We start from the raw sequence: 26903 nt of genomic DNA on the forward strand, positions 1-26903 counted from the left end.
GACTGAGAAATGTCGTACGAGTTGGGAGCGCGGCTCAAGGAGATCCTGCTGCGGACGGCTCCGGCCTTCATGGCGGACCGCTGGCAGGCCCCGCGAGTCCTCACCTTCATGATGACCTACCGCTGCAACCTGCGCTGCACCATGTGCTGGCAATGGGGCGAGCAGGGTCTGTTCCACGAGATGCCGCGCGAGCACGAGCTGCAGCAGCTGGATCTCGCCACGCTGCGCGCGGTGGTGGATGATGTCGCCGCGGAAGGTACGGGAGTCTTCCTGTGGGGCGGCGAGCCCTTCCTGCACCGCGACCTCCTCCCCTTCGTCGAGCACGTCAAGTCCCTGGGAATGTACTGCAGCATCAACACCAACGGAACCTACCTGCCGCGCGACGCCCGCCGGCTGGTGGATCTGGGGGTGGACGCCATCATGGTGTCGGTGGACGGCCCGCGCGAGGTGCACGACCGGATCCGCGGCATGGACGGCTCGTTCCAGAAGATTGCCGACGGTTTGAAGGCGGTGCGCGCGGCGCGCAACGGCGGCGCCAAGCCGGAGATCGTCGTCAACACCACCGTCTCCCCCGGCAACCAGGATGTTCTCTTGAAGACCTACGAGACCGTGGAGGCCCTGGGCGCAGATCGGATGATTCTTTCGCAGCTCTGGTTCACCACCGAGGAGATCGGCCGAGCCAACGAGGCCTACTTCCGCGAGAAATTCAGCGCCCACGCCGGGTCATGGAAAGGCTTCGTGATGGACGTGTCGAGTCTCGACCCCGATCTCATCGGTTCGCAGATGCGCGAGATGGCGCGCCGTGACAAGTCGCTCCCCCTGAGCTTCCTCCCGGACCTGCATCCCGGACAGATCGCGGCCTATTACCGTAAGCCATCCGAGGCCTTCGGCAAGACGCGCTGCCTGGTCCCGTGGCTGGAGGCCGAGATTCTGCCGAACGGGGACGTTACGCCCTGCTCCGATCGGCCCGATCTGATCATGGGCAACGTCCGCCGGCAGCGCTTCGGTGAAATATGGAACAACGAGCCCTACCAGACCTTCCGCCGCGCCATGCGGGAGGACGGGCTTTTCCCTTACTGCTCCCGCTGCTGCGGGCTCTGGTCTCATTGAGGTCGTCGTGATGCGCTCCATATCGGTCCTCATCTGCACCCGCGATCGCAGCGCCATGCTGGAAGAGTGCCTGCGTTCGGTGCTGGCCTGCGCGCCGGGGGCCACCGAGATCGTGGTGGTGGACCAGAGCGCCGATGAGACGACCCGGCTGGCGGTCTGCCGACAGCAGGGAGGCAAGGTGCCGGTGCGCTACCTGCGCAGCCGGGGCAAGGGGCTGTCGCACGCGAAGAACCAGGGAATTGCCGATTGCACCTCCGACATCGTCGCCTTCACCGACGATGACTGCCGGGTCGATGCGGGCTGGCTCGGAGCGATCACCGGCCCGATTGCCGCCGGCACGGCGGGCGCCGTCGCCGGCCGGACCCTGCCGGAGCCCGGGAGCGACGGAGGCGAGGAGACCCGCTCGATGTACGCGCCGCCGCAGGCCCGCTCCTTTTCGGCCCGGACGCATCCCTGGCGGGTCGGCGGGGGAGGAAATTTCGCGGTGCTGCGCGAGGCGATGCGCCGCGTCGGACCGTTCGACGAGCGCTTCGGCCCCGGCGCCCCCCTCGAGAGCGCCGAGGATATGGACATGGTGCATCGCCTGCTGCGCGCCGGCTTCCGTATCGTCTACGTCCCCGAAGCGGTGGTGCAGCACCGCTCCTGGCGGGCTCCGGTGGAGAACCGCCGCCTGGCCCGCCGCTACGGCGTGGGCGCGGGCGGCTATTTCGCCAAGCATTTCGTCGCGGGCGATTTGATCAGCGGATGGCGCTTCGTGCAGCGCGCCGGAGTGCGCAGCCTGTCGCTCGCTTCGGGAGCGCTGCGCGGCGACGGCCGGAAGATGGAAGAACAGCTCGAGTATTTGAAGGGCCTTTTCCAGGGGGGCGCGCGTTACTTCGCATGTATCTCCGCCGGAATGGCGGGACTCGAGAAAGGACGGGCCCGATGACGCGCCGCATCGGGGAGATGGAAGTGAGAACGCTGGTCGGGGTCCTGGTCGGCTCCGCGGTGGCCGTGTTCATCCTGGCGGCTGCCTTCGGACTGTTCAATCCTCAAGATACCTCGCAGCCCGAGGGAGCGGTGGTCGCCGCAGCTCTGCGGGTGGCGCATGGCGAGCCCCTGTTCCTGAACATCCACAAGGGACCTTACGTGACCGCCATGTACGGGCCGGTGCTCTATCTGGCGCTGGGGGCGATGACCCGGCTTTTCGGGGCCGGCGTCGACGGGGCTTACCTGCTGGGCCGGATCCTGGCCCTCGCATCGGCCGTCGCGAGCGCGCTGATCCTGATCCGCCTGGCGCGGCATGCCGGGGCCGATCGTTTCGGAGCGCGAGTGGCCGGCGCGCTGTTCCTCGCCTCTCCCATCATCCTGCCGGTGGCCTATTCATCGCGCAGCGACGTGCCCGCCGTGGCGCTCTCGCTTCTCGGGATGCTGATCTACACGTTGCACGCCGATTCCCCCCGCCGGTACTGGGCGATTCTGCCGCTGGTGGCGGCCGCCTTCACCAAGCAGACCGCCCTGGCGGCGACGCTGGCAATCGCGCTGCATCTGATCTGGGAGAAGAAGCCCGGGAAGGCCATCCTCTTTATAGGGGCCGTCGCGGTTCCCTGCCTGGCCATCCTGCTGGGCCTGGATCGGCTCACCGGGGGGCTGGCCACGATGAACCTCTTCGAGGTTCCCGGCTCCTCGCCACTGAGCTTCATCAGCCGGCCGCTGGGGGGGTTGGCGATGTTCCTGGCGCTCGCCGCCCTGCCGCTGATCCTGGCGGCGCCGGCAATTCTGTCGGGACCGGATCCGAAGCTGCGTCTTCCGGCCTGCTACCTGCTGGTCTCCGTGGCCGTCTCCATGGCCGCCTCCACCAAGCTGGGGAGCGACACCTATTACTTCATGGAGCCGCTGGCCGCCGCTCTGATTCTCGCCGGAGCGGGGTTGGCGCGACTCGCCGGGCGCGAAGGTGCCACACTGCAGCAGGCGCCGGCCGCCCTGCTGGCGGGGCTGTTCTGCGTCGGCATCGCCTCTTCGGTCGGGATGACCGGGAGGATGGCCGAGTTCCGCTATCGCCCCAACCAGGATGCGGTGCGCATCGCCGCCGAGGCACCGGGCGACGTCCTGATCGAGGACGAGAACGTGGCCCTCAAGTGCGGCAAGCCGCTCACCATCATGGATCCCTTCGCCTTCGCCTACATGGAGAAGCGAGGCCGGTGGGATCCGGGGCCCCTGAACCGGCGGATCCTGGCGCGCGAGTTCGGAGCGATCCTGCTGCGCTCGCCGCTCGAGCACCCCAGCCATTACCAGGGAGAGAACTACTGGGCACCCACCACGCTCGAGGCGATGGACCGCGCCTACCGCATGGATCGGATCGTGGACGGCTTGTTCGTCTACCGGCCGCGGGCCGAGCTGGCAGCGAGTGCCGCGGGAGGGCGCTCATGAGCGTGCGGGGTGCTCTGGGAGAGATGTCGATTCTGCCGCTGCGCGCCGCCGCCGACCGGGCCCTGCCGGGATGGTCGGCGCGCCACGAGATCCTTGCGCTGGTGCTGGCGCTCGCCGCCTTCGCCGCGGCGCTCGCGCCCGCCCTGAGGGAATCGGGGACGCCGCCCGGCTGGGATCCCGCGAATCATCTGCGCGACAGCCTGGTCGTCGAGCGGATCCTGACCCATCCGGGGACCGTGAGCCTGCCCGTTGTGCGCGCCATCCTGCACGGCTCCGAGGACTACCCGCTGATCACGCCGACCGGCTACTACCCTCCGCTGGTCCCCGCCGTGACGGCCTTGCTCTATCTCGCGGCGGGCCACAGCTACGAGACGGCGATGGCGACGAACCTGCTCTTCCTCGGAGTGCTCGCCTTCGCGGTGTGGGGGCTGGGCAACGCGCTGGCGCCGCGGCCCGCCGGATTGCTGGCGGCCCTGCTGGTGCTGGCCGCGCCCGGCATCCGCTCCAACGCCCGGGAGTACATGCTCGATCTGCCGCTGGCGGCGCTGGTGATCCTGGCGGTCTGGGCCCTGCTGAAGACACGCGGCTTTGCCGATCGCCGCTGGAGCCTTTTCTTCGGAGCGCTGTGCGGTACCGGCATGCTGGCCAAGTGGAGCTTCTTCTTGTTCCTGGCGCCCCCGATGACCTGGGCCGTTGCGCGCAGCTGGGTTGCGGACGGCAGGGAAGCCTCGCCGCGGCGCCGGGCGGCCAACCTGGGGTTGGCGCTGCTCGTCGGGGCGGCGCTCGTCGCACCGTATTACCTGCCGATCCTGCCAATCCTGGCTCGCAAGACCTGGGTGCACGCGGGGGGCGCCGCCGATGGCTTCGAGTCTCCCTTCACCCTCTTCTCGGTGCGCTACCACCTCGAGGCGCTGCCGAGAAGGCTGATGGGGTGGCCCCTCACGCTGGCGACCGCCGCCGGGATCGCAGCGGGTCTGTGGCGCGGCACGGCGCGGCGATCGATCGGGCTGCTGCTGGGCTGGGCGGCGGTCCTCTACGTCGTTTTCACCTTCGGCGTCGCCAACAAGCAATCACGCTACCTGCTCCCCTGGATCCCGGTGCTCCTGCTGGCCGCCTCCATCGGCCTGGCCGATCTCTGGCGGCGCGCCGCCTCCCGGCACGTCGCGGTCACGGGCGCGGCCGCCGTGCTGCTGCTGATGCCGGCGGCGGGTCTGCGCGGCGGATGGGAGGCCGGCGGTAGCGGCGACTGGAAAATGGCGGCGCTGACCGGGGCGATCGAGAAGGATCTCTCCGAGCACAAGGCGTCGGATCGCGTCCGCAAGGTCGGAGTGGTGGCCGACATGCAGTCGGTCAACGGCCCGACGGTCGCCTACTTCACGGCGCGCCGCGGTCTGCCGGTCACCGTCGTACAGCTGGTGAACCGGATGAAATCGCATGTCGCCATGGAAGTCGGGCTGGACCCTTTCGGGCGTCCCGACTTCTACCAGTCCTTCACGGAGTACGACTACCTGGTCACCAAGACCGGCGACAGCGCGGTGCCGCCGTGGGAAGGGGTGGTGCCCGAGATGATGCGCTACGTCGAGAGCCGCAGAAGCGAGCTGGACGAGATCGCCACTTTTGCGGTTCCCGACGGATCGATCGTGTCGCTGTACGGGAGGAAGGACCGATGAGTCCGGTGCCCGTTCCGATGCGCGCCGAGGACGCGCTTCCCGTGGTAGAGCCGATGGGATCCCGCGGCCGTCACCTGCTCGCCGCCGCATTGGCCCTGACCGGGTTGTCTGCAGGATACCTGGCGATGCATCTCGAGCCGATGCTGGGCCGCTTCGACACGCTCACCTTCCTCCTGGCCGATCCGGCGGGACGGATGGAGCGGATCAAGCTGTCGATCCTGGCGTGCGGCGGGCTGCTGTCGCTGCTGGCGCTCGCCTCCTTGATCTCGGTCCGGCTCGCCGCGGCTGCCGCGGGCGTGGCGATGCTGGCCGCGGCAGCCCTGAGCCATCCGCTGGGCAGTCAGCTGCTCTCGCAGGAGAGAGGATTGGAGGAGAGCCTTCTGTATCGTCTGCGCGGACTGGCCGACATCTCTCTGGTCGCCGGGTTGTTCCTCCTCTTCCTGGCGGTGCTCCCGACCCTGCTCGCCGCGGAGCCGCGCAAGGTGGAGGGCGCGCTGCAGCGGTTCCTGGAATCGGCGCGCCGGATCTGGCGCTCGATGCGACCGGCGCGGCGGCGACTGCTGCTCGCCGCTCTGGTTTTCGCGACGGCGGTGATCCTGGGGCAGGTCGTGCTGCAGGACTTCCCCAACTCCTCGGATGAGAGCTCGTACCTGACACAGGCGCGCATCTTCGCCGACGGCCGGCTGTGGGTGCCGGCGCCGCCTCACCCGGAGTTCTTCCGCGCCCGCAGCTTCGTGATGGATGTCGAGCATGGACGCTTCTTCGCCAAGGCATTTCCCGGCTGGTCGGCGCTGCTGGCCATCTTCGTGAAGCTCGGAGTGCCGCAGATCCTCAACCCGCTCCTCGCCGCGCTGACCGTGGCGCTGTTCGGCTGGCTGGCGGCCCGGCTCCTGGGACCGCGGAGCGAGGCTTTGGCCCTCTCGCTCCTGGCGGCAGCACCCTTCTTCCTGTTCAACGCCGCATCGTATTTCAACCACCCTCTCACCCTTCTGCTGGTCACCGCCTTTCTCGCCGCGGTGTGGAGGGTGGAGGAGACCGGCTCGGCGCGCTGGACGGCGGCGGCCTCGGCGGCGGCCGCCGCGGCGCTGACGGTACGGCCCGCATCGGCCCTGCTCCTCACCGGGCCTTTCGTGATCTATCTGGCCTGGCGGTTCATGACCGCGCGGCGCGGGGCGCACCTGGCGGCGCTGGTGATGCCGCTGGCGGCTTCCGTGGCGCTGCTGGCCTTCTTCAATGGGACGCTGTATGGCTCGGCCTGGCGATCCGGATATCAGGCCTACGATCCCGGCGACATCCAGGCCGGGCTCGGCCCCGGGAATCTGATGGTGACGGCCTGGTGGCTGGTCAAGCTGATGCTCTGGGTCGTCCCGGGGAGCCTCGTGGGGATCGCTTTCCTCGCGAGCGGACGGGCGGGGGAGCGCGCGACGCCGCGCCGGCGGATTCTGACTCTGGCGGCCATCGCCTTCGTCCTGGATGCGGTGGGACACCTCATCTTCCAGAACAAGGGGAGCAACGAGTATGGTCCGCGCTACTACCTCGACGGCTTCGTCTACCTCGTCCTGCTGGCGACCGCGGGATGGCAGAAGTGGCTGGCCCAGCGGCGCGGCGAGGAAGGGGAACGCGCCCGGCGCGGCCTGGTCCTGTCCGGCGCCGCGGCGCTCGCCCTGACCTTCGGGCTGACCCTGCCGCTGCTGGCCTACCACTATCGCGACAAAGTAGCCCACAACCGCGACCTGTACGCCACGGTGCGGGCGACCGGATTGAAATCGGCCCTCGTCTTCCTGCAGACCGGCAGCGGCCGCATGCCGCCGGGCGATCTGGTGCGCAACCCGCTCGATTTCCGCACCGGGATCGTCTACGCGCGCGATCTGGGCCAGGAGAGCCGGCGTCAGCTGCAGGCCCTTTATCCCGACCGCCCGGCCCTGGTCTATTCGTACGATCCGTTCCGGCGGCGCTCCCATCTGGAGCTGCTGGAATCGGGAGGCACGCGATGAGGCTGCCGCTGAGCATTCTGGTTTGCACGCACAACCGTGCCGGCGTCCTGCGCGACGCGCTCGCCAGCCTGGAGGCGCAGACGCTGCCGCGGGATCGCTTCGAGGTCCTGGTGGTGGACAACGCCTCCACCGACGACACGCCGGAGGTTGTGGCCGGCTTCGCCCGCCGCGGGATACTCGATGTGCGCGTGTTCCGCGAGATGGAGCTGGGTCTCGACGCCGCCCGCAACCGGGGGGTGCGCGAGGCCAAGGGAGAGATCATCGCCTTTCTGGACGATGACGCGCGGGCACGTCCCGAGTGGGCCGCCGCCATCCTCGATGGCTTCGCCCGTCACGACGCGCCCATCGTGGGGGGAAAGGTGGATCTGGTCTGGGAGGCGCCGCGGCCGATCTGGTTCAGCGACGTCCTGCTGCGCTACTTGATCCACTGCGACTATGGCACACAGGTCATCGAGATCGTCTCTCCGCCCTGGTTGTATGGGACCAACGTCGCGTTCCGGCGGGAGATCTTCCAGGAGATCGGCTTGTTCCGACTGGATCTGGATCGCAAGGGGAGCTCACTCATGGGAGGCGGCGACACCGAGTTCTTCATCCGGGCGCGTGCCCGCGGCAAGCGCCTCCTCTACCTCCCGGAGCTGGTGGTCGATCATCTGGTTCCCGCCAGCCGTCTGACCCGGGAGTTTTTTCGCGAGCGCCTGTTCTACTCCGGCTACACGCGCGCGGCGCACGGCACCGAATCGGTGCCGCGCCGGGCGGCGAATTGCCTGGTATTCGCGGCGGGGGGCCCCGCCTGCGCCGTCGCAGCGGGGGCGCTGCGGCTCGCGGGGCTCGCGCGGCAGAGCTTCGCCCAGGAGCGCCGTGCGCTCCTGGCCTGCGGCTATCTCTACTACTTCCTCCTCAAGGCCGGCGGCCGCGTCCCCCCGCCGCGCCTGGAGGCATGGACCTGATGCGTCGTCTTCGAGCGCGAGGGAGTCGAACTTCATGAAGAGGATATTGCTGCTGAACGGCCCGGACGACCGCGTCGATTCGGTCATGATCCGGAGCGGCGATCGCTGGCCGCACCGCCTGCCGCGCAAGCTCAGCCGGCAGGTGCCGCACGCCTACCCGTTCTGGTTCGCCCAATGCGGCGCGCTGCTGAAGGCGGAAGGGCACGAGGTCACCTATGTCGACGCCATCGCAGAGAATCTGGGGATCGACGGCACCGTCGAGCGTTATGCCACCCTGCGCCCCGACCTGGTGATCGTCGCCACCTCCACGCCGACCATCCACACCGACCTGCTGATGGCGCGGCTGGCCAAGGAGAAGATCGGGGCGTTCACCGTGCTGGTGGACACCCACGTGACCGTGTTCCACCGCGAGCTGGCCTCCGAGCCCTTCGTCGACGCGGCGGTACGGGGCGAGTTCGAAGTGGCGGTGAGCGAGATCGCCCGGGTCCTGGAGCAGGGAGCGGACCTCTCCGGCATCCCCGGGGTGACCTGGAAGCGCGCCGGCGAGGTGGTGGTGAACCCCGACCGCCCCCTCCTGAAAGACCTGGACCACCTTCCCTGGCCGGACCGCAGCCTGGTCCCCGCCGACCAGTACATCGTCGGATTGCGGACGCAGGATCCCTGCTACATGGTAATGGCCAGCCGGGGCTGCCCGTTCCGCTGCACCTTCTGCCTGTGGGTCCCGGTGATGTTCAACAACAAGGTCCGCTTCCGCGACGTCGAGAAGGTGGTGGACGAGATCGTCGATTTGCAGAAGCGCTTCGGGGCGCGCGAGGTCTTCTTCCACGACGACACCGTGAACGTCACGGTGCGCCGCGTAGAGGAGATCTGCAACGCCATCCTGCGGCGCGGGGTGCGCATTGGCTGGATCGCCAACTTCCGCGCCGACCAGACCACACCCGAGCTTTTCCGGCTGATGAAGCGGGCCGGCTGCACGAAGATCCTCCTGGGGGTCGAGAGCGGCTCCCAACGCCTCCTGGACGAGACCATCGACAAGGAGATCACTCTGAAGGAGGTGGAGGACACGATCCGCTGGGCCAAGTCGGCGGGTATCCGCGTGCACTGCACCTACTCGCTCGGCGCTCCGGGAGAGACGCGCGAGACGATGCGCGAGACCCTGGAGTTCATCAAGAAGACCGATCCCGACGACATTCAGGTGAGCCTGATGACGCCGATTCCCGGCACCCCCTTCTACGAGAAGGTGAAGCACGAGGTAGCCGACTGGCACGACTTCGACGGCGTCTCGGGGCGCTCCTGGTGCGACCTGCCGACACCCGAGCTGAAGAACGCCATGAACCGGATCTACATCGAGCACTATCTGACGCCGCGGCGCATCCTCAAGCGGGTGACGCGCATGCGCAACCTCTACGACGTCAAGGAGAACTGGCGCCAGTTCAAGGCGTTCCTGAGCCGCTACGCGGCAACCGGTTTCCCGCGTCCCATCGGCACCTCTTTCGAGAGCGGAGAGCAGGCGTGAGAATCGCGGTGCTGTGCGGCCATTACCCCTATAGCGGGGCCGGGGTCATCGCCTTCGAGGCGGCCCGCGAGCTGGCGCGCGCCCACGAGGTTGCTTTCATCCATGGCGGCAGCGAGGAGCTCGACCTGCGGGAGGAAGGGCTGCGGCGGATTTCGCTGCCGCTGCCGCCCGAGCCGGACCGCCGCCCCTGGCATCTGTTCTGGAATCCGGCGATGATCCGCAAGCTGAAGGCGGCGCTGCGCTCCTTCCAGCCCGAGATCCTGCACTTCCACATCGTGCAGAGGCGCAGCTTCTCGCTGGCCGCCCTCCTCCTGTCGCGCCGCGCTCCGACCGTGTGGACGCTGCACGATCAGTGGCACCTCTGCCTGCGCTCGGTTCCCGAGCCGCCGTCGTGCGAAGGGATGCGGCGCCTGTGCGTCTTCTGCAGCGCCTGGCCGGGCGCTTCGATCGCGGGCAAGCTGCTCAAGGAGGCGGTCTACGCCGCCTCGCCCCTCGAAGTGGTGGTGCCGTCGCGCTGGCTCGAGGAGCTCACCCGCTACTCGCTTCTGGGACGCAAGAAGATGCATCTCGTCTACAACGGCATCGACCTCGAGCGCTTCCAGCCCGCCTCGGAGGAGGCCGGCGATCGCGCCGTGACCCTGCTGTTCGTCTCCGGCCCGAACGATCCGACCAAGGGGCTCGCCGAGCTCCTGCAGGCCTTCCAGGCCCTGCGCGCGGCGCATCCGAAGGTAAAGCTGCGCCTGGTCGGGACACTCCCTCCCGGCGCGCCCGCCGAGGGGATCGAGGCGACCGGCAGCGTGGAGCGCGAGCGCATGCCCGAGGAATACCGGCGCGCCGATCTGTTCGTCCTCCCGACTCTGGCCGACAATACTCCCGTGACGCTCATGGAGGCGATGGCTTCCGGCCTGCCTTCCGTGGCCACCAGGGTGGGCGGCATCCCCGAGCTCGTGAGGGACGACGTCACGGGCCGTCTGGTGGCTCCCGGCGACGTCGCCGGTCTGACATCGGCCCTGGATGATCTGGTGCGCGACGGAGCGCAGCGTCGCGCCATGGGGCGTGCGGCCCGCCGCGAAGCGGAGGCCCGCTTCTCGCGGCGCCGGATGGCAGGGCAGCTGGAAGGAATCTACCGGGGAATGCTGGGTCGGATAGAGATGCGCGCGGCCGGCGCAGAGGCCTCGGCGGCGGGAGGTGCCTCATGAAAGCAGTCATTCTCGCGGGCGGCCAGGACACCCACATGGTGCCGCTCGTCCGCACGGTCCCCAAGGCCCTGCTGCCCGTGGCCAACCGCCCGATGGTGGAATACCTGCTGCACCTCTTGAAGTCGAACGGGGTGCGCGAGGTCGCCCTGGCGGTAAGCGGCTCGGGAGATGCCTACAGCCATACCCTCGGCGACGGAAAGGCCATCGGGATGCAGCTGCACTACTCGCAAGAGGCGCTGCCGCGCGGGACGGCCGGGTGCCTCCTCCCCTTGAAGGACTTCATCGACTCGGAGCCCTTCATGGTGATCCACGGCAGCCTCTTCCTGGACGCCGACCTCGGCTCGCTCGGCGCGTTCCACCAGGACAAGGGGGCGGCGGTCACCATCGCGGTGCGCCCCTACTCGGAAGGCTCCCGCGACTGGCACCACATGGAGCTCGAGGTAGGCGAGGAGGGGGAGGTCAGCTCCATGCGGGTGCGCAACCTCTCCCAGAGCGACCGCCTGGCCCGCGTGCCGGTGGGTGTCTACGTCTTCGATCCCGGGGTCCTCGATGTGATCCAGCCGGGAGTCTACTTCGACATCAAAGAGCAGCTCCTGCCGCGCCTGCGCGAGGAGGGCCGCGCCATCCAGGCGGTGGACCTGGACGGCTACTGCAAGAACGTCCTGGAATTGCGCGACTATCTGCGGGTCAACCGGGCGGTCCTGCTGGGGCACGTCAACGGCTACAGTTTCGAAGGCGAGATTGCCGATCGGATCTGGGTCGGGCGCGGCAGCCGCGTGTCCAACATGTCGCACCTGTTCGGCCCGGTGATGATCGGACGCGATTGCGTCATCGGCTCCCAGACGCAGCTCATCGGGCCGGTGTGCATCGGTGACGGCTGCGTGGTGGAGGACGGCGCCGTGATCCGCGAGAGCTTGCTGCTCCCCGGGTCCCACGTGGAGCGCGACTCGCGGGTGGACGGCTGCGTCCTGGCGGCCGACACCGTCGTCTCCCCGGGCCAGAGCCTGCGCGGGGTGGTGGCGATCCCGGAGAGTCTGGACATCGGCGAGGTGGATCTCTCCGACGCCGACTTGGTCATCCAGGGGCTGGCCTCGTCGGCCGGGCATTACGCCCGCGGCCTCGCGGCGCGCGCCATGTACCGCTTCTTCAAGCGGGCCATGGATCTGGGGGCGGCGCTGGCCGGTCTCGTCCTGCTGCTGCCGGTGATTCTGGTGGTCGCCGCCGTCGTGAAGGCGACCTCTCCCGGGCCGATCTTCTTCCGCCAGAAGCGCTGCGGCCGCAACGGACGCGAGTTCAAGATGGTCAAGTTCCGCACGATGGTGAAGGACGCCGAGGCGATGCAGACCGACCTGCGCCCCAAGAACGAGGTGGACGGTCCCATGTTCAAGATGGAGAACGATCCCCGCTCGACCAAGCTGGGGAAGCTCCTGCGCCGCTTCAGCATCGACGAGATCCCCCAGCTGTGGAACGTGCTGATGGGAGAGATGAGCCTGGTGGGCCCGCGCCCCCTGGCCGAGAAGGAGATGCAGTTCTGCCCGGCCTGGCGCGACGCGCGATTGAAGGTGCGGCCGGGGATCACCGGCCTGTGGCAGGTCAGCGGCCGGAGCAAGACGTCGTTTCACGACTGGATCCGCCTCGACATCGAATACGTGCGGGAGCGGTCCCTGATGCTGGATCTGAGAATCCTCTTGCGGACCCTGTTCATCGTGTTCCACACGCGCGGGTCCTTCTGAGGGGTTGAGAGGAGAGAGGGAAATGAGGGAAGAGACGCAGCAGCAACAGACCTCCGAGCTCGAGTTCGATATCCAGGCCTATCTCCGCCTGATCGCAGCCAACAAGTGGATCATCATCTCCTTCACGATCGTGCTCGGCGTCGCCGTGGGGGTCTGGTCGTCCCTGCAGCCCAAGCTGTACGAGGCCCAGAGCAGCGTCCTCGCGGGGCGCGAATTGCCCCGCCTGCTCAGCTTCGACGACGTCCTGCCGGGCGAGCAGATCCGCGACCTCAACTACGTCCAGACGCAGGTGGCGATCCTCGGGAGCCGCAGCTTCCTGCAGAAAGCGGTGAAGCGCCTCATCCGGGAGGGCTTCTACGGCAAGGTGGACGAGAAGGACGTCGAGAACAAGTCGCGCAAGCTCGCCAAGATGATGGAGCCGCGTATCAACGTCATGCCGGCCGGGCAGTCGCGCGTCCTCAAGATCACCGTGCGCGGCGGCTTCCCCGACCGGGTGGCGCGCATCGCCGATGCCATCGCCGAAGAATACGTCGACAGCAACCTGGAGAAGAAGCAGCAGATGGCGGACCAGGGGGTGACCTGGCTGGAATCAAGGCTGGCCGAGCAGAAGGCGAAGCTGGGCGAGGCCGAGTCGGCGCTGCAGACCTTCAAGGAGCAGGAGAACATCATGGCCTCCGACGAGGAGGATCCCTTCTCGACTCTGGCGCTGGGACGGCTGAATGAAGAGTACCTGACCACCCGCTTCCAGCGCATGGAACGCGAGCAGCGCATCGAGGCGCTCAAGCGCGCCACCAAGGGCGGCAGCTCCTCTTCTTCGGGGGCGAAGAGCGCCACCAACGCTCTCGACGCGGAGGTTCAGAACGCGGTCAAGGAGCAGATGAAGAAGGAATATGTCGACGGCCAAATCCAGCTGCGCGAGCTGTCGCAGCGCTACGGCCCGGACCATCCCGACATCCTGTCCCTCAAGCTCAAGGTGGATCGGATCGGCGCGGAGCTGAAGACCATGGATGTCCCGGACATGGGGACGCCGAGTGCCGACCCGTCGCTGAAGGGTGCCTCCCTGGCCGAGCTGACCTCCGACTACAACATCCTCAAGAACAAGGAAGACGCCCTCGCCAAGACCCTCGAGTCCCACAAGGCGGCAGTGCGCAACGTCGGCCGCGTGGGGGTGCGCTACGGCTTCCTGAAGCAGGAGGTCGAGATCAATCGCACGACCTACAACGGGCTGCTGCAGCGCCTCAACGAGACGAAGCTGTCGGGCGAGATCAAGAACCCGGCCGTGCTGGTCCTGGACAAGGCCGAGGTCCCGACCATACCGGTGGAGCCCAACGTAGGGCGCAACATCATGATGGCCCTGGTTCTCGGGCCGGTGTTCTCCATCGGCTTCGTCCTGCTGCGCGAGCACCTGGACAGCCGGATGAAGGGGCCGGATGACGCGGGCCGGACGCTGGGCCTGCCGGTCCTGTGCGTGGTCCCCGAGCTGCCGGGCGGGCCGGGCGAGAAGGTGAACGGCGTCATGCCGCTGCTGACGGTGAACGAGCCGCGCTCGCACGTGGCGGAGATGTACCGAAATTTGAGAACCTCGATCCTGTTCTCCTCGGGGAAGCAGAACATCAAGACGGTCCTGGTCACCAGCGCGGTGGCGGGTGAAGGGAAGTCGACCACGGCGGCCAACCTCGCCGCGGTCATGGCCCAGAGCGGACGCAAGGTCCTGCTGATCGACGCCGATCTGCGGCGCCCCGCCCTGCACCGCTATTTCAACCGCGAGCAGGGACGCGGCATCGTCCGTCTCCTGACCACCGACTGCACGCTGGAGGAGGCGATCCAGACCTCGAGCGTGGAAAACCTGGATCTGCTGCTGTGCGTCGGCATCCCGCCCAATCCTTCCGAGCTGCTGGGCTCGGAGCGCGCGCGCATGGTCATGGAGCAGCTGAAGGCACGCTACGACCTGATCGTCGTCGACTCGCCGGTCCTGATCTCGGTGACCGACTCGGTGATCCTGGCGGCGCGCTCGGACGCGGTGCTGATGGTGCATCGTCCCGGGGCGGCGGAGCGTACCCTCGTGCGTCGGGCGCGGGAAAGGCTGGACGAGGTCCAGGCCAACGTCATCGGGCTGGTCCTGAACAAGGTGAATCTCAAGAAGCAGGGCTACCGGTATCCGGAATACGGCTACTACGGCTACGAGGGCTATCCCTCGCAGGACGCCGCGGCCGAGAAACCCAAGGGAAAGCAGAAAAAGGCGTGAAGCTCATCATCCAGATCCCCTGCTTGAACGAGGAGACCACCCTCCCGATCACTCTCGCGGGGCTGCCGCGCAGCCTCCCCGGGGTGGATCGCATCGAGCTTCTGGTCATCGACGACGGGAGCACCGACCGCACCGCGGAGGTGGCCCGGCGCCTGGGCGTGCATCACGTCGTGGTGCTGCCGACCCACCAGGGGCTGGCACGCGCCTTCACCCAGGGACTGGACGCGGCCCTCAAGCTCGGCGCCGACATCATCGTGAACACCGATGCCGACAACCAGTACGACGCTCGCGATCTGGAGCGGCTCATCACCCCCATCCTCGAGGGCACGGCGGATCTCGTCGTGGGCGATCGGCGGGTCCAGACGCTCGGGCACTTCTCACGGGTCAAGCGGATGCTGCACCGCCTCGGGGACCACGTGATGCGGCGCCTTTCGGGGCTGGAGCTGCTCGACTCGACCAGCGGCTACCGGGCCTTCAGCCGGGAGGCGGCGCTGCGGCTGAATGTCTTCTCGCGCTTCACCTATACCCTGGAGACGCTGATTCAGGCCGGCAAGAAGCATCTGGCGGTGGCGCACGTGCCGGTAGGTGTCAACAAACAGCTGCGCGAATCGCGGCTGTTCCCGAACCTGTGGTTCTACATCAAGCGGTCGGTGAGCACGATGGTGCGGATCTATGCGCTCTACGAGCCGCTGAAGGTCTTTGCCTACGCCGGCCTGACGCTGCTGGCCGGCGGCGGGCTGCTGATCGCCCGGTTCTTCTACTTCTATTTCACCGCCGAGGGGTCCAGCGGCCACACCCAGTCGTTCCTGGCGGGGACGGCGCTCTCCATCCTCGGGGCGGTGACCATCCTCTTCGGCGTCGTCAGCGACCTGATGGCGGCCAACCGGCAGCTGGTCGAGGACGTGCAGTACCGGCTGCGCAAGATGGAGCTGGAGAATCTGGAGAGCGACTCGGAGCACGCCGCCTCGCGACGGAAGACTTCCTCCTGGGGCGGCGGAGGGAAGCCGTCATGACGATGCGGCGCGTCCTCGTCACGGGAGGAGCCGGATTCATCGGCTCGCACCTGGTCGCCGCGCTGAGAGCGCGCGGGCACCGCGTGCGCGTCCTGGATGTCCTCGATCCGCAGGTGCACGGCCGCGACGGCCGGCACCGAGGCACGCCCGAGGACGTCGAGATGCTGCGCGGCGACATCCTGGACGAGGAGCTGCTCGGCCGTGCTCTGGAGGGCATCGAGGTGCTGTTTCATCAGGCCGCCAGCGTGGGCGTCGGCCAATCGATGTACGAGGCGGCCGCTTATACGCGGGTGAACAGCCTGGGGACGGCGCTGCTCATGCAGCGCCTGGCGGCGCCGGGCTCGAAGGTGGAGAAGGTCGTCGTCGCCTCGTCGATGTCGCTCTACGGCGAGGGATACTACTCCTGTCCCTCCTGCGGCCCGGTCCATCCGCAGCCGCGCAGCCGGCGCAGCCTGTCGCCGGGCGAATGGGAGCCGGCCTGCCCGCGCTGCAAGGCGCCGCTGGAGCCTCTACCCACGGCGGAGACGGTGCCACCTGCGCCCACATCGATCTACGCCATCACCAAGCGCTGCCAGGAGGAGACGGTGCTGGTGATGGGGCGCGCCTACGGCATTCCGGCCGTCGCCTTGCGCTACTTCAATGTCTATGGCCCCGGCCAGGCGCTGTCGAACCCTTACACCGGCGTGGCGGCGATTTTCGCCAGCCGCCTGCTCAATGGGGCGGCCCCGATCCTCTTCGAGGACGGCATGCAGAGCCGCGATTTCATCCATGTCTCCGATATCGTGCGCGCCAACCTGCTGGCGATGGAGAAGCCGCAGGCGGACGGCGAGGTGTTCAACGTGGGGACCGGCCGGCGCACGACCTTGCTGGAGATGGCCTCCTCGCTGGCGGCCAAGCTGCGCCCTCAGGGAGACGCGGCGCCCCAGGTGGCGGGGACCTTCCGGGAAGGCGACATCCGACATTGCTTCGCGGACGTGACGAAGATCGGCAAGGCCCTCGGATTCGAGGCGGCAATGCCCTTGGAGCGCGGCTACGAGGACCTGGCCGAGTGGGCCAGGACCCAGAAGCCGCAGGATTTCACCCGCGAGGCGGTCGCGGAGCTCGAGGCGCGCGGGCTGGTCTCCTGACCCGCGCCGCCCGGGAATCTCATTCACCGAAAGGAGTGCGCAGTTCCATGTTCAAGGCTCTCGTGACCAACCCACCCTGGCCAGGGGACGGCTACGGCGCCCGGTCCTCCGTGCGCTGGCCGCACAAACGCAAGGACAAGAAGCTCGAATTCCCCATTTTCCTCGCCTACACCGTCGCGCTCCTGAAAGAGAAGGGGGTGGAGACCGTCTTCCTGGACGGCGTCTGCGACGAGCTGGACATCGAGCGCTACGCCGCCGAGGTGGCGCGCATCGCGCCCGACTTCATCGCCATGGAGTGCTCGACTCCCTCCATCGATCACGACCTCCAGTCGATCCGACGAATCAAGGAGCTGCGGCCGCAGACCTTCGTGGCGCTGATGGGCTCGCACGCGACCTACTATCACCAGGAGCTGCTGCGGGAGCACCCGGAGATCGGCGCCATCATCCGCGGCGAGTTCGAGGTCACGGTGCGCGAGGTGGCCCTGGCGCTCCGCGCCGGCTCGAATCTGGAGAAAGTCGCCGGAGTGACCTGGCGCGGCGAAGGCGGCATCCGCGTCAATCCGGATCGCCCCTTCGAGGGTGATCTCGACCGCTGGCCCTATCCCGATCGCGAATCGATCCTGATGGAGAAGTACCAGACGGCGCAGTACCAGGGGAAAAAGGGGACCTTCATGCTCTCCAGCCGCGGCTGCCCCTATCGCTGCACCTTCTGCCTGTGGCCGGGGACGATGGTGGGGCGCGACTTCCGTGCCCGCGACCCGGAGTCGGTGGTCGACGAGATGGAGTACCTCGTGCGCCAGCACGGCGTCGACGACATCTACTTCGACGACGACACCATGACCATCGATCGGGAGCGGCTCCTGCGGATCTGCCGGCTGATCCAGGAGCGCGACCTGAAAGTCCACTGGATCTCCATGGGGCGCGTCGACACGGTGGACGATGAGCTGCTCAGTGAGATGCGCAAGGCCGGGTGCGACAACCTGTACCTCGGGGTCGAGTCGGGATCGCAGGAGATCCTCAATCGCCTGAAGAAAGGGATCACGCTCGATCAGGTCGTGAAGGCCTTCCAGGCGGCGCGGCGCGCCGGCATCAAGACCCAGGCCTTCTTCATGCTGGGCGGACCGGGAGAGACGAAGGAGACCTTGAAGGAGACCATCGACTTCGCCGTGAAGCTGGATCCCGACAACGCTCAGTTCGCCGCCGCGGTGCCCTATCCCGGCACCGAGATGTACGAAGAGTCGCTGCGCAAGGGCTATCTGCGGGCCACCAGCTGGGAGGACTACGCCGCCAAGGACATCGTCCTGGAGACCGAGACCCTGTCGCGCCTGGACCTCGAGAAGGCCCGGCTCGAAGCCTACCGGCGCTTCTACCTGCGCCCTCGCTTCATCATGCGCACGGCGTCACGGCTGACCAGCACGCGCGAGTTCCGGCGCGTCTGGCGGGGCACCGTCTCCATCGTGAGTCGGCTGCTCTACTTCTCCAAGAACGTCCGCCGCAAGACGCGCTCCACGACGCGCGGCGCCCTGGAATCGGCGTGAGATGACCGTTTGCTACTGGGGGACCTACGACCGCGATTATCCGCGCAACCGCATTCTCATCCAGGGGCTGCGCGCCAACCAGGTCGTGGTCCGCGAGATGCACGCGCCGCTGTGGGGATCCACCGCCGAAAAGGTGCGGCGCGCGCGCGGCCGTTGGCTGGGCCCCGGCCTGGTATTGCGGGCGGCCTGGGCCTACCTGCGCCTCGGCGCCCGGTTCCTTGCATCACCCCGCCCTGATTTCCTGTTCGTCGGCTATTCGGGGCATTTCGACGTCTTTCCCGCCTGGGTCCTCAGCCGCGTCCGCCGGGTCCCCCTGGTCTTCGACGCGTTCCTGTCGCTGTACGACTCTCTGGTCCTCGACCGCGGCGCGCTGGCGCCGCGCGGTCTCAAGGCGCGGGCCCTCGCTTGGGTGGACCGCTGGTCCTGCCGCCTGGCGGACCGGGTCCTCCTCGACACCAGCGCGCATCGTGAGTTCTTCTGCCGGCAGTTCGGCGTGCCTCCGGAAAAATTCTGGATTCTGCCGATCGGGGCCGACGACACCGTGTTCACCCCCGCCGCGGAACCTCCCGGCAACGGACATCAACCGCCGACGGTGCTGCACTTCGGGCGCTACATTCCGCTGCACGGTATGGAAACGGTGGTGCGGGCCGCGGCGCTGCTGGAGGAATCCGGCGAGCCCTGCCGGTTTCTGCTGGTGGGAGACGGAGAGGAGCGGCCGCGCATCGAGGCTCTGGCGCACGAGCTCGGGCTGCGCAGCGTGGAGTTCGTCGGGAGCCAGTCCCCGGAGATGCTGGCCGAGACGGTACGGCGCTCGGATCTCTGCCTCGGAATCTTCGGCACCACCGGGAAAGCCGCCCGCGTCGTGCCCAACAAGGTTTACGAGGCGATGGCTTCCGGCAAGCCGATCCTGACCGCCGATTCGCCGGCGGCGCGCGAGATGCTCACCGACGGGGTCGACTGCCTGCTGTGCGAGAGCGGCAATCCGCAGAGCCTTGCAGACGCCATCCGGCGGGCCCGCTCCGACCTCGAGCTGGCGAATCGACTGGGGAGCAATGCGCGGCGCCGCTTCGAGCTGTGCGCCGCTCCCGCCGTGATCGGACAGACCCTGGCGCGAAACCTGCAGGTCCTGGGAGGGGCGCATGCCGCTTCTTGATCCGGGGGCGGCGCGCGAGAAGCGCTGGGTCGTGGGGCTCCTGATACTGGCCCTGATGCTGCGCCTCGGCTTCGTGTTGATGCAGCCGTCGGGATTCTATTTCTTCGATTCGGTGGAGTTCGATCGGGCCGCCCGCACGCTGCTGGATCTGGGCCGCTTCCACCACTCCTACGAGCACCTGCCCGGATATCCGATCTTCATGGCGGGAGTCTACGCGCTGTTCGGCCGCGAGGTGCTGCCGCTGCGGCTGGTGCAGGCGCTGCTTTCCACCGGCCTTTGCGCGCTGATCTGGCTGCTCGGCCGGCGGCTGTTCGGCCGCCGAGCGGGGCTGTTGGCGCTGGCCCTGTGCGTTTTCTTCCCGGTACAGATCGTCCTGCCCGGGATCGAGTACCCGCTGGTCGTGGGGAGCCTGGCGATATGGGGGGGGCTGACGCTGCAGGCGCTGCGCTCCGGGGAGCCGCGGCGCGACTTCATCTGCCTGGCCGGCGCGGGCGTCCTGATCGGAGCAGCCTGCCTGACGTTCGAGGCCGGATGGGCCGCGGCCGTGTTCATGGGTTTCTGGCTGCTGATGGAAGGCGGTACCCTGAAGCGACGGGCCGGAGCCTCAGCGGTGTTCACGGCGGCGGTGCTGGTCACCGCGATTCCCTTCCTGGTGGGCATGGCCGAGTCGGACGACTTCCGGCCGGTGCTCAAGCGGGCGGGGGTCCATCTGCCGGCCGCCCCCGACAGCGACGCGCCCCTTTCGCAGGGAAACGGCACGAACCTGGTGGAGGCCAAGCTCACGGCGATGGCCGAACGACCCGGGTTCACTTTGAAGCACATCGCTTCCGAGTTCGTGCGCTTCTGGAACCCCTATCCCGACCGGCTTTGGGCGGCGAGCGCCGGATTTCGCGAGAAAGCGCACCGCGAGGACGCGCGCATGCGCCTCCAGAATCCTCTCGTCACCAATCGGAAGAAGCTTCTCTATGCCGCGGGCTTCTCCGTCCTGCTCGCGGGAGCGGCGCTCGGCGCTTTCATGGCCCGCCGCAAGGTGGTCGGCTGGGGCTTCCTGGCAGGGTGGCCGGTTGCCCTGGGTTTGGCTTACGCTCCTTTCTTCACCCAGATGCGTTATCGCATTCCCGCCGATCCGGCTTTTTTCCTGCTGGCCGCCTATGCGGCGGATCAACTCTTGGAAGGAGAGCTCGTGAACGCCCTACGATCCCTGCCCGCCGCCCTCTGGGAAGGCTGGAAGCGGGTGGCCCTGAAAATCGCCCTGGTCCAGACGTTCCTCCTCCTGGCCCTGCTGTTCGGCCTGGTCCTGGGCCCCCTCTCCCTGTTGATGAAGCTGTTCCGCAAGGATCCCATGGAAGGGGTCGTGCAGGGGTCGTCCTTCTGGGTGGTCCGGGAGAAGACGAGCGAGGGCCTGCAAGAATGTCTCAGACAGTTCTGATTGGATGGAGTGCATGAACATACTCGGAATCTCCTGTTTCTACCATGATTCGGCCGCCTGCCTGATCCAGGACGGGCGGGTGGTCGCAGCCGCTTCCGAGGAGCGGTTCACCCGTAAGAAGCACGACGAAGACTTTCCCAAGAACGCGGTGGAGTACTGCCTGAAGGCGGGCGGTATCACGACGGCCGATCTGGATTACGTCGGCTTCTACGACAAGCCCTTCCTGAAGTTCGAGAGGCTGCTCTCCACCTATCTGTCGACCTTCCCGCGCGGCTTCCGCTCCTTCAGCAAGGCGATGCCGGTCTGGCTCAAGGAAAAGCTCTGGATCCCGCAGATGATCCGGAAGGAGCTGAACTACAAGGGAAAAATCCTGTTCACCGAGCACCACATGTCGCACGCCGCCAGCGCCTTCCTGGTCTCGCCTTTCAAGGAGGCGGCCATCCTCACGGTGGACGGGGTCGGCGAGTGGGCCACCGCCAGCTACGGCGTGGGGCGCGACCGCAAGATCGAGCTGTTCAAGGAGATTCGCTTCCCGCATTCCCTCGGGCTGCTGTACAGCGCCTTCACCTACTACCTCGGCTTCAAGGTCAACAGCGCCGAGTACAAAGTGATGGGGCTGGCACCTTACGGCGAGCCGAAATATGTCGACCTGATCCGCAAGCTGATCGCCGTCAAGGACGACGGCAGCTTCGAGATGGACATGCGCTACTTCTCCTATCACTACGGCCTGCGCATGGTGAACGGCAGCTTCGCGAAGCTGTTCGGGGCGCCGCCGCGCGAGGCCGAATCGAAGCTCGAGCAGCACCACAAGGACCTGGCCGCCTCGGTCCAGAAAGTGACCGAGGAGATCATGCTCAAGATGGCCGATTACCTGCACCGCGAGACCGGCATGGAGAACCTCTGTCTGGCGGGCGGCGTGGCCCTGAACTGCGTGGCCAACGGCCGGGTCCTGCGCGAAGGCCCCTTCAAGGACCTGTTCATCCAGCCCGCCGCCGGGGATGCCGGTGGTGCGCTCGGGGTGGCGGCCTACATCTATCACAGCGTCCTGGACCAGCCGCGCACAGAGAGCATGAGCCACGCCTATCTGGGCCCGGAATTCTCGGACGACGAGGTCCAGGCGATCCTCGAAAAGTACAGGGCGCCGGCCGAGAAGCTGGATCGCGACACCTTGGTGAAGCGGGTGGCGGCGCTGATCGAAGGGCAGACGGTCATCGGCTGGTTCCAGGGCAAGATGGAATTCGGACCGCGGGCCCTGGGCGGACGGAGCATCCTCGCCGACGCCCGCAATCCCGAGAACAAGGACGTGGTCAATCTCAAGATCAAGTTCCGCGAGAGCTTCCGCCCCTTCGCGCCGACGGTGCTGGAAGAGCGCATCTCCGAATATTTCGAAATCGATCGTCCCAGCCCCTACATGCTTCTGGTGGCGCCTGTGCGGGAGGAGAAGCGCATCATCCCGTCGGTGACCCACGTGGACCATTCGGCGCGCATCCAGAGCATCAACCGGGAGCAGAACGCCCTGTACTACGATCTGATCAAGGAGTTCGATCGCCGGACCGGCGTCCCGGTGATCATCAACACCTCCTTCAACGTCCGGGGGGAGCCCATTGTCTGCACGCCGGATGATGCGTACCGCTGTTTCATGCGCACGCACATGGACTATCTGGTGATGGGGCCTTACGTTCTCGACAAGAAGGCCCAGCCTGCCTTCCAGGAGGAAGGGGACTGGCGGCAGGAATTCCAACTCGACTAGGGGGAAGGGCAGGATGAGCATCAAGGAATCGGTGAAGGACAAGGTCCAATTCGGCAGGGAATTCTGGGAATTCCTGCGGGTCAGGAAGAAGTGGTGGCTGGCGCCGATCATCATTCTGAGCGCGCTGTTGGGAATTCTGATCGTGCTGACCCACGGCTCCGCCCTGGCTCCGTTTATCTATACCATTTTCTGAGTTTTTCCCGGCAACACGACGGTGACCACGATGATCCGACAAGCACCCTGGGGAGCGCCGCCGCGGCCGCTTCCTTGCCATCAAGCCAAGAATCGCTTTCAACATCGCCCCCAATCGCGGGGCGTGTGCGCCACTTCGGACCGGAGCCGGCACGTAACCAGCGCGTGCGGCGGGGGCGGGCGGCGCTGAGCCGGCGATGACCCGAACCCCGATCCGGGTGCTGGCGATCGTCAACAGTCTCGGGTTCGGCGGCACGGAGAGGATGCTGGAGCGCCTGGCCGTGGAGCTGCAGGCCTCCGGGCGCGTGGCGATGACCGTCGCCAGCCTCGAAGACGTCGGCGCCATCGGCGCGCGCCTGCAGGCCCGCGGCATCGAGGTGCTCGCCTTCGGCGGGCGCGGCTCCACGCTGCGCATCGTGGGAGGAGGCTTTCTCACGTTGCGCCGGCTGATGCGCCGGCGCCGCTTCGACCTGATCCACAGCTTCCTGTATCGCTCGCACTGTGCCGCGCGGCTCACCCGCCTCTTCACCCTCCGCCGGGTACCCCTGATCTCCTCGGAGCGCTGCCTCGGGGACAACCGTTCCCCGGCGGCGCTCTGGATCAACCGTGTCTCCAGTCCCCTCAGCACTCGCATCCTGGCCGTGTCCGAAGCGGTCGCGGAGCGCCTCGAGAGCCGGGATCGCGTGCCACGCAGCCGCATCGCCGTCGTGCGCAACGGCATCGAAGCCGTGGAGCCCTCGCCGCGCTGGGGTGCGCGGCTTCGTTGCCGCCTCGGAATCGCCCCCGAGGAAGCGGTGCTGCTCCTCTTGGGGCGCCTGCATGCGGAAAAGGGGCCCGATCTCCTCCTCGAGGCGCTGGCGTTGATGGACGCCGGTCCCTGTCCGCCCTGGCGTGCCCTGCTGGTCGGAGATGGACCGGAGGCTGCCGCGCTGAAGGATCTGGCCCGCCGGCGGGGGCTGCAGGAGCGGGTTTTCTTTGCCGGGTCGCGCGGCTTCGTGGCTCCCTGGATAGAAGCCTGCGATCTCCTGGTGCTTCCTTCGCGCGAAGAGGGGCTGCCGGTGGCGCCGCTGGAAGCGATGGCGCGCGGCAAACCGGTCGTGGCGTCCCGGGTCGGCGGAAGCGGCGAAGTGGTGGTGGATGGCGTGACCGGCAGGCTGGTCCCGCCTGAAGATCCCGCGGCCCTGGCGGTCGCCTTGAGCGGGCTGATCAGCAGTTCCGATCTGCGCCGCCGGCTCGGGTCGCAGGCCCTCGAGCGTGTCCGTAGCGAATTCTCGATTCAGCGCATGGCCCGCGATACCCTGAATCTTTACGACGAGCTGCTCTTGTCGAACCGAGGCAGTCGCCTCGATTCCAAGCCGCAGGAGCCCTTATGGCAGCCGTGACGACCTCTTCGGGCCGCTGGAAGCTCCCTTTCACCCCCGCCGCGGCGTCCACCGCCAAGTCGGCGCGCTCCTGGAGTTTTCCCCGCTGGCTCACCGTGCCGTTCTGGATCGTGACCTCGGCGCTGACTCTGGCGTGGGTGATCCTGATGCTGCCTCCGGCCGGGGCCGCATTCCTGGCCATCGTCGGGGCGGGCGTGACGATCTGGGTCCTGGTCCCCATGATCAGCCTGTACGCCATCGTGGTGCTCTCGCCCTTCGAGATGGCCTACGAGGTCGGCGGACTCAACGGCGTGCGGGCGTTGGATGCCGTGATTCTCACGCTCGTCGTGGTGACCACCGGCTCCATCCTCGCCCGGGCGCGCGGCGGGGCGCGCTTCCTGAGCCCCTTGACCCGGGTCTTCATGGCGCTCTGGGCTTTTCTCGCCGTCTGGATGTGCCTGACTTTCGTGATGGGGGACGCCAACCGGGACTTTCTGGGGGGCCCGGTCCAGAACATATGGTACGCCTACCGCGACTCGCTTCGGGTGCTGCTGCCGTTCCCGCTTCTGCTCTACTGCCTGCCCGATCGCAAGGCCGCCATGCGGCTGGTGGATCTCCTGCTTGCTACCACGGTTGGGATAGCGTTGTACGGCTGGTACCAGACGATGGTCAGCCACGCCTCCGCGAGCGCTCCCTTCAACACCAAGAACGCGCTGGCCGGTTACATGATCCTGGTCGTCCCGTTCTGTGTCACGCGCATGCTGTTCGAAAAGAATCTCAAAAAGCAGGCATTCTTCGCGGTGCTGCTCCTCATTCTCATGCGGGTCCTCTGGCTGACCGAGTCGCGCGGCGGGCTGGTTGCCTTCATGGCGTCCATGGCCCCACTCATCCTGAGGGTCCCCTGGAAGCGCCTCCTGGCGATCGGCGGCGCCGGCGTCCTCGCGCTCGGACTGTTCGCCGCCACGCGCGGCAACATTTTGAACAAGCCCAACGTGCAGCGCTTCTTTACCCTGAGCGACCCCACGGGGCAGCAGAACTTCAAGTGGCGGCTGGTGCAGTGGCAGCTGATCTTCGACAAGATTTCCGAAAGCCCCTGGATCGGGACGGGTTCGGACATCGATCCGGAGCTGGCCAAAATGGGGCGTCTGCAGACGGCGCACAACGGTTATCTGGGGATGATGCTGCGTGCCGGCGTGCCCGCCTCGTCCACCTGGATCCTGCTCCTGGGCCTGACGAGTCTGGTGTGCCTGCGCTACGTGCGCCGGGCGAGGCTGCCGGAGGATCTGGTTTTCTGGCTGGGAATGAGCGGCAGCCTGATCGCCCTGGTGGTCCATAACCTCAACGAAACCACGCTCCTGATGCCGCAGATCCAGCTCGTCTATTGGGCTCTGCTGGCGGTGATGCTGGTGCTGGTGACCGATAAACCCAAGCCGGCGCCCGCTCCTGCGCGCGCCGGAAGGAGATAGCGCATGTCACGAACGACACGCGATGGCGGCAACGGCGGCTTTCGTCCCTTGCGCATCGCTTTTATTGGAGGACGGGGCGTCGGCTCCGCTTACAGCGGCATCGAGCGTTACTACGAGGAGATCGGCTCCCGCCTGGCTGCCCGCGGCCACGAGGTGACGGCCTATTGCCGGTCGCATTTCTCCCCGCCGGGGGATGACTACCGCGGTGTGCGCGTGCGCCGCATTCCGACCATCCGCTCAAAGCACCTGGAAACGCTGGTTCACACGCTGGTGTCGACGGCCGACGTCTGCTTTCGGGACGTCGACGTGGTGCAGTTCCACGCACTGGGCTCGTCTCCCTTCGCCTGGATTCCCCGGCTTGCGGGCAAGCGCACCGTGGTGTCGGTCCGGGGTCTGGACTGGCAGCGGGCCAAGTGGGGGGCGCTGGCGCGCACCTACCTGCGGTTGTGCGAGTGGACCTCGCTGAATTGTCCCAACGCCACGGTGGTGGTCTCCCGGACCCTGCAGCGTCATTACCGCGATCGCTTCCGGCGGGAAGTGCGCTACGTCCCCAACGGCGTCAACCGCATCGAGGCCCGCCCGGACAGCGAAATAGCGCGCTGGGGCTTGCGGCCCCGGCAGTATTTCCTCTATGCCGGACGTCTGTCGCCCGAGAAGAGACTGGACGTCCTGCTGCAGGCGCATCGTGCCGCCGGCACCGGATTGCCGCTGGTGATCGCCGGAGGATCGAGCTATTCCGAGGAGTACATGGCGCAGCTGCGAGCCGGCGCCGGCCCCGACGTCGTCTTCACCGGCTTCCTCACGGGCAACGCCCTGGAGGAGCTTTTCTCCAACGCCCTCGCCTTCGTCCTGCCTTCGACCATGGAGGGTCTTTCTGTGGCGCTGCTGGAGGCGATGGCGTACGGGCTTCCGGTCGTAACCAGCGACATCCCCGAGAATCGCGAGCTGGTGGACGAGTGCGGCGGCTACGTGGCCACCCTGGGGGACGCGCCGGCGCTGGCGGCCGTCCTTTCGCGTCTGGCGGGCGACCCGGAAGCCGCGCGAAGGCTGG

The 26903-nt window shown here is 67.4% G+C and carries 20 protein-coding genes; all 20 read left to right on the forward strand.

From position 1 onward, the window contains the following. The first annotated feature begins 9 nt into the window (after positions 1–9). Positions 10–1110 carry a radical SAM protein gene (locus VFW45_18390; GenBank protein ID HEU5182763.1) on the forward strand — a complete coding sequence of 367 codons (1101 nt, stop codon included), beginning with the start codon at positions 10–12 and terminating at the stop codon, positions 1108–1110. 10 nt (positions 1111–1120) lie between these two features. Continuing rightward, the gene (locus VFW45_18395; GenBank protein HEU5182764.1) at positions 1121–2038 is read left to right on the forward strand and encodes a glycosyltransferase; all 918 of its coding nucleotides are present in this window, start codon (positions 1121–1123) and stop codon (positions 2036–2038) included. After that, on the forward strand, positions 2035–3519 hold the full coding sequence (locus VFW45_18400; GenBank protein HEU5182765.1) for a hypothetical protein: 1485 nt from the start codon (positions 2035–2037) through the stop codon (positions 3517–3519). Before VFW45_18395 ends, VFW45_18400 begins: the two co-directional genes overlap by 4 nt. Then, entirely contained in the window at positions 3516–5189 is a 1674-nt protein-coding gene (locus VFW45_18405; protein ID HEU5182766.1) for a glycosyltransferase family 39 protein, read from the forward strand. The genes VFW45_18400 and VFW45_18405 overlap by 4 nt, the downstream gene beginning before the upstream one ends. Next, positions 5186–7183, forward strand: a complete 1998-nt coding sequence (locus VFW45_18410; protein ID HEU5182767.1) for a hypothetical protein — start codon at positions 5186–5188, stop codon at positions 7181–7183. Before VFW45_18405 ends, VFW45_18410 begins: the two co-directional genes overlap by 4 nt. After that, positions 7180–8130 carry a glycosyltransferase family 2 protein gene (locus VFW45_18415; protein ID HEU5182768.1) on the forward strand — a complete coding sequence of 317 codons (951 nt, stop codon included), beginning with the start codon at positions 7180–7182 and terminating at the stop codon, positions 8128–8130. Before VFW45_18410 ends, VFW45_18415 begins: the two co-directional genes overlap by 4 nt. A 34-nt stretch (positions 8131–8164) precedes the next feature. Continuing rightward, positions 8165–9646, forward strand: a complete 1482-nt coding sequence (locus VFW45_18420; protein ID HEU5182769.1) for a radical SAM protein — start codon at positions 8165–8167, stop codon at positions 9644–9646. Further along, positions 9643–10845 carry a glycosyltransferase family 4 protein gene (locus VFW45_18425; GenBank protein ID HEU5182770.1) on the forward strand — a complete coding sequence of 401 codons (1203 nt, stop codon included), beginning with the start codon at positions 9643–9645 and terminating at the stop codon, positions 10843–10845. Before VFW45_18420 ends, VFW45_18425 begins: the two co-directional genes overlap by 4 nt. Next, a complete protein-coding gene (locus VFW45_18430; GenBank protein ID HEU5182771.1) occupies positions 10842–12578 on the forward strand; it encodes a sugar transferase in 1737 nt (578 codons plus the stop codon). Before VFW45_18425 ends, VFW45_18430 begins: the two co-directional genes overlap by 4 nt. 22 nt (positions 12579–12600) lie before the next feature. Then, on the forward strand, positions 12601–14823 hold the full coding sequence (locus VFW45_18435) for a polysaccharide biosynthesis tyrosine autokinase (GenBank protein ID HEU5182772.1): 2223 nt from the start codon (positions 12601–12603) through the stop codon (positions 14821–14823). Beyond that, a complete protein-coding gene (locus tag VFW45_18440) occupies positions 14820–15836 on the forward strand; it encodes a glycosyltransferase family 2 protein (protein HEU5182773.1) in 1017 nt (338 codons plus the stop codon). Before VFW45_18435 ends, VFW45_18440 begins: the two co-directional genes overlap by 4 nt. Continuing rightward, on the forward strand, positions 15833–16963 hold the full coding sequence (locus VFW45_18445; GenBank protein HEU5182774.1) for an NAD-dependent epimerase/dehydratase family protein: 1131 nt from the start codon (positions 15833–15835) through the stop codon (positions 16961–16963). Before VFW45_18440 ends, VFW45_18445 begins: the two co-directional genes overlap by 4 nt. Before the next feature lie 47 nt (positions 16964–17010). Continuing rightward, complete coding sequence (locus VFW45_18450; GenBank protein HEU5182775.1) at positions 17011–18501, forward strand: radical SAM protein; 1491 nt, start codon at positions 17011–17013, stop codon at positions 18499–18501. Position 18502: 1 nt separating this feature from the next. Beyond that, positions 18503–19654, forward strand: a complete 1152-nt coding sequence (locus VFW45_18455; protein HEU5182776.1) for a glycosyltransferase family 4 protein — start codon at positions 18503–18505, stop codon at positions 19652–19654. After that, positions 19641–21083, forward strand: a complete 1443-nt coding sequence (locus tag VFW45_18460; protein ID HEU5182777.1) for a glycosyltransferase family 39 protein — start codon at positions 19641–19643, stop codon at positions 21081–21083. The genes VFW45_18455 and VFW45_18460 overlap by 14 nt, the downstream gene beginning before the upstream one ends. 13 nt (positions 21084–21096) lie before the next feature. Beyond that, a complete protein-coding gene (locus tag VFW45_18465) occupies positions 21097–22833 on the forward strand; it encodes a carbamoyltransferase (protein ID HEU5182778.1) in 1737 nt (578 codons plus the stop codon). A 13-nt stretch (positions 22834–22846) separates the two neighbouring features. After that, the gene (locus VFW45_18470) at positions 22847–23026 is read left to right on the forward strand and encodes a DUF5989 family protein (protein ID HEU5182779.1); all 180 of its coding nucleotides are present in this window, start codon (positions 22847–22849) and stop codon (positions 23024–23026) included. A 196-nt stretch (positions 23027–23222) separates the two neighbouring features. Further along, complete coding sequence (locus tag VFW45_18475) at positions 23223–24407, forward strand: glycosyltransferase (GenBank protein ID HEU5182780.1); 1185 nt, start codon at positions 23223–23225, stop codon at positions 24405–24407. Then, positions 24395–25852, forward strand: coding sequence for an O-antigen ligase family protein (locus VFW45_18480; GenBank protein HEU5182781.1), 1458 nt, complete (start codon positions 24395–24397; stop codon positions 25850–25852). Before VFW45_18475 ends, VFW45_18480 begins: the two co-directional genes overlap by 13 nt. A gap of 3 nt (positions 25853–25855) precedes the next feature. Beyond that, the coding region (locus VFW45_18485) for a glycosyltransferase family 4 protein (GenBank protein ID HEU5182782.1) at positions 25856–26903 on the forward strand (1048 nt) is incomplete at its 3' end.

The organism is Candidatus Polarisedimenticolia bacterium (assembly GCA_035764505.1).
Classification (GTDB): Bacteria; Acidobacteriota; Polarisedimenticolia; order Gp22-AA2; family AA152; genus AA152.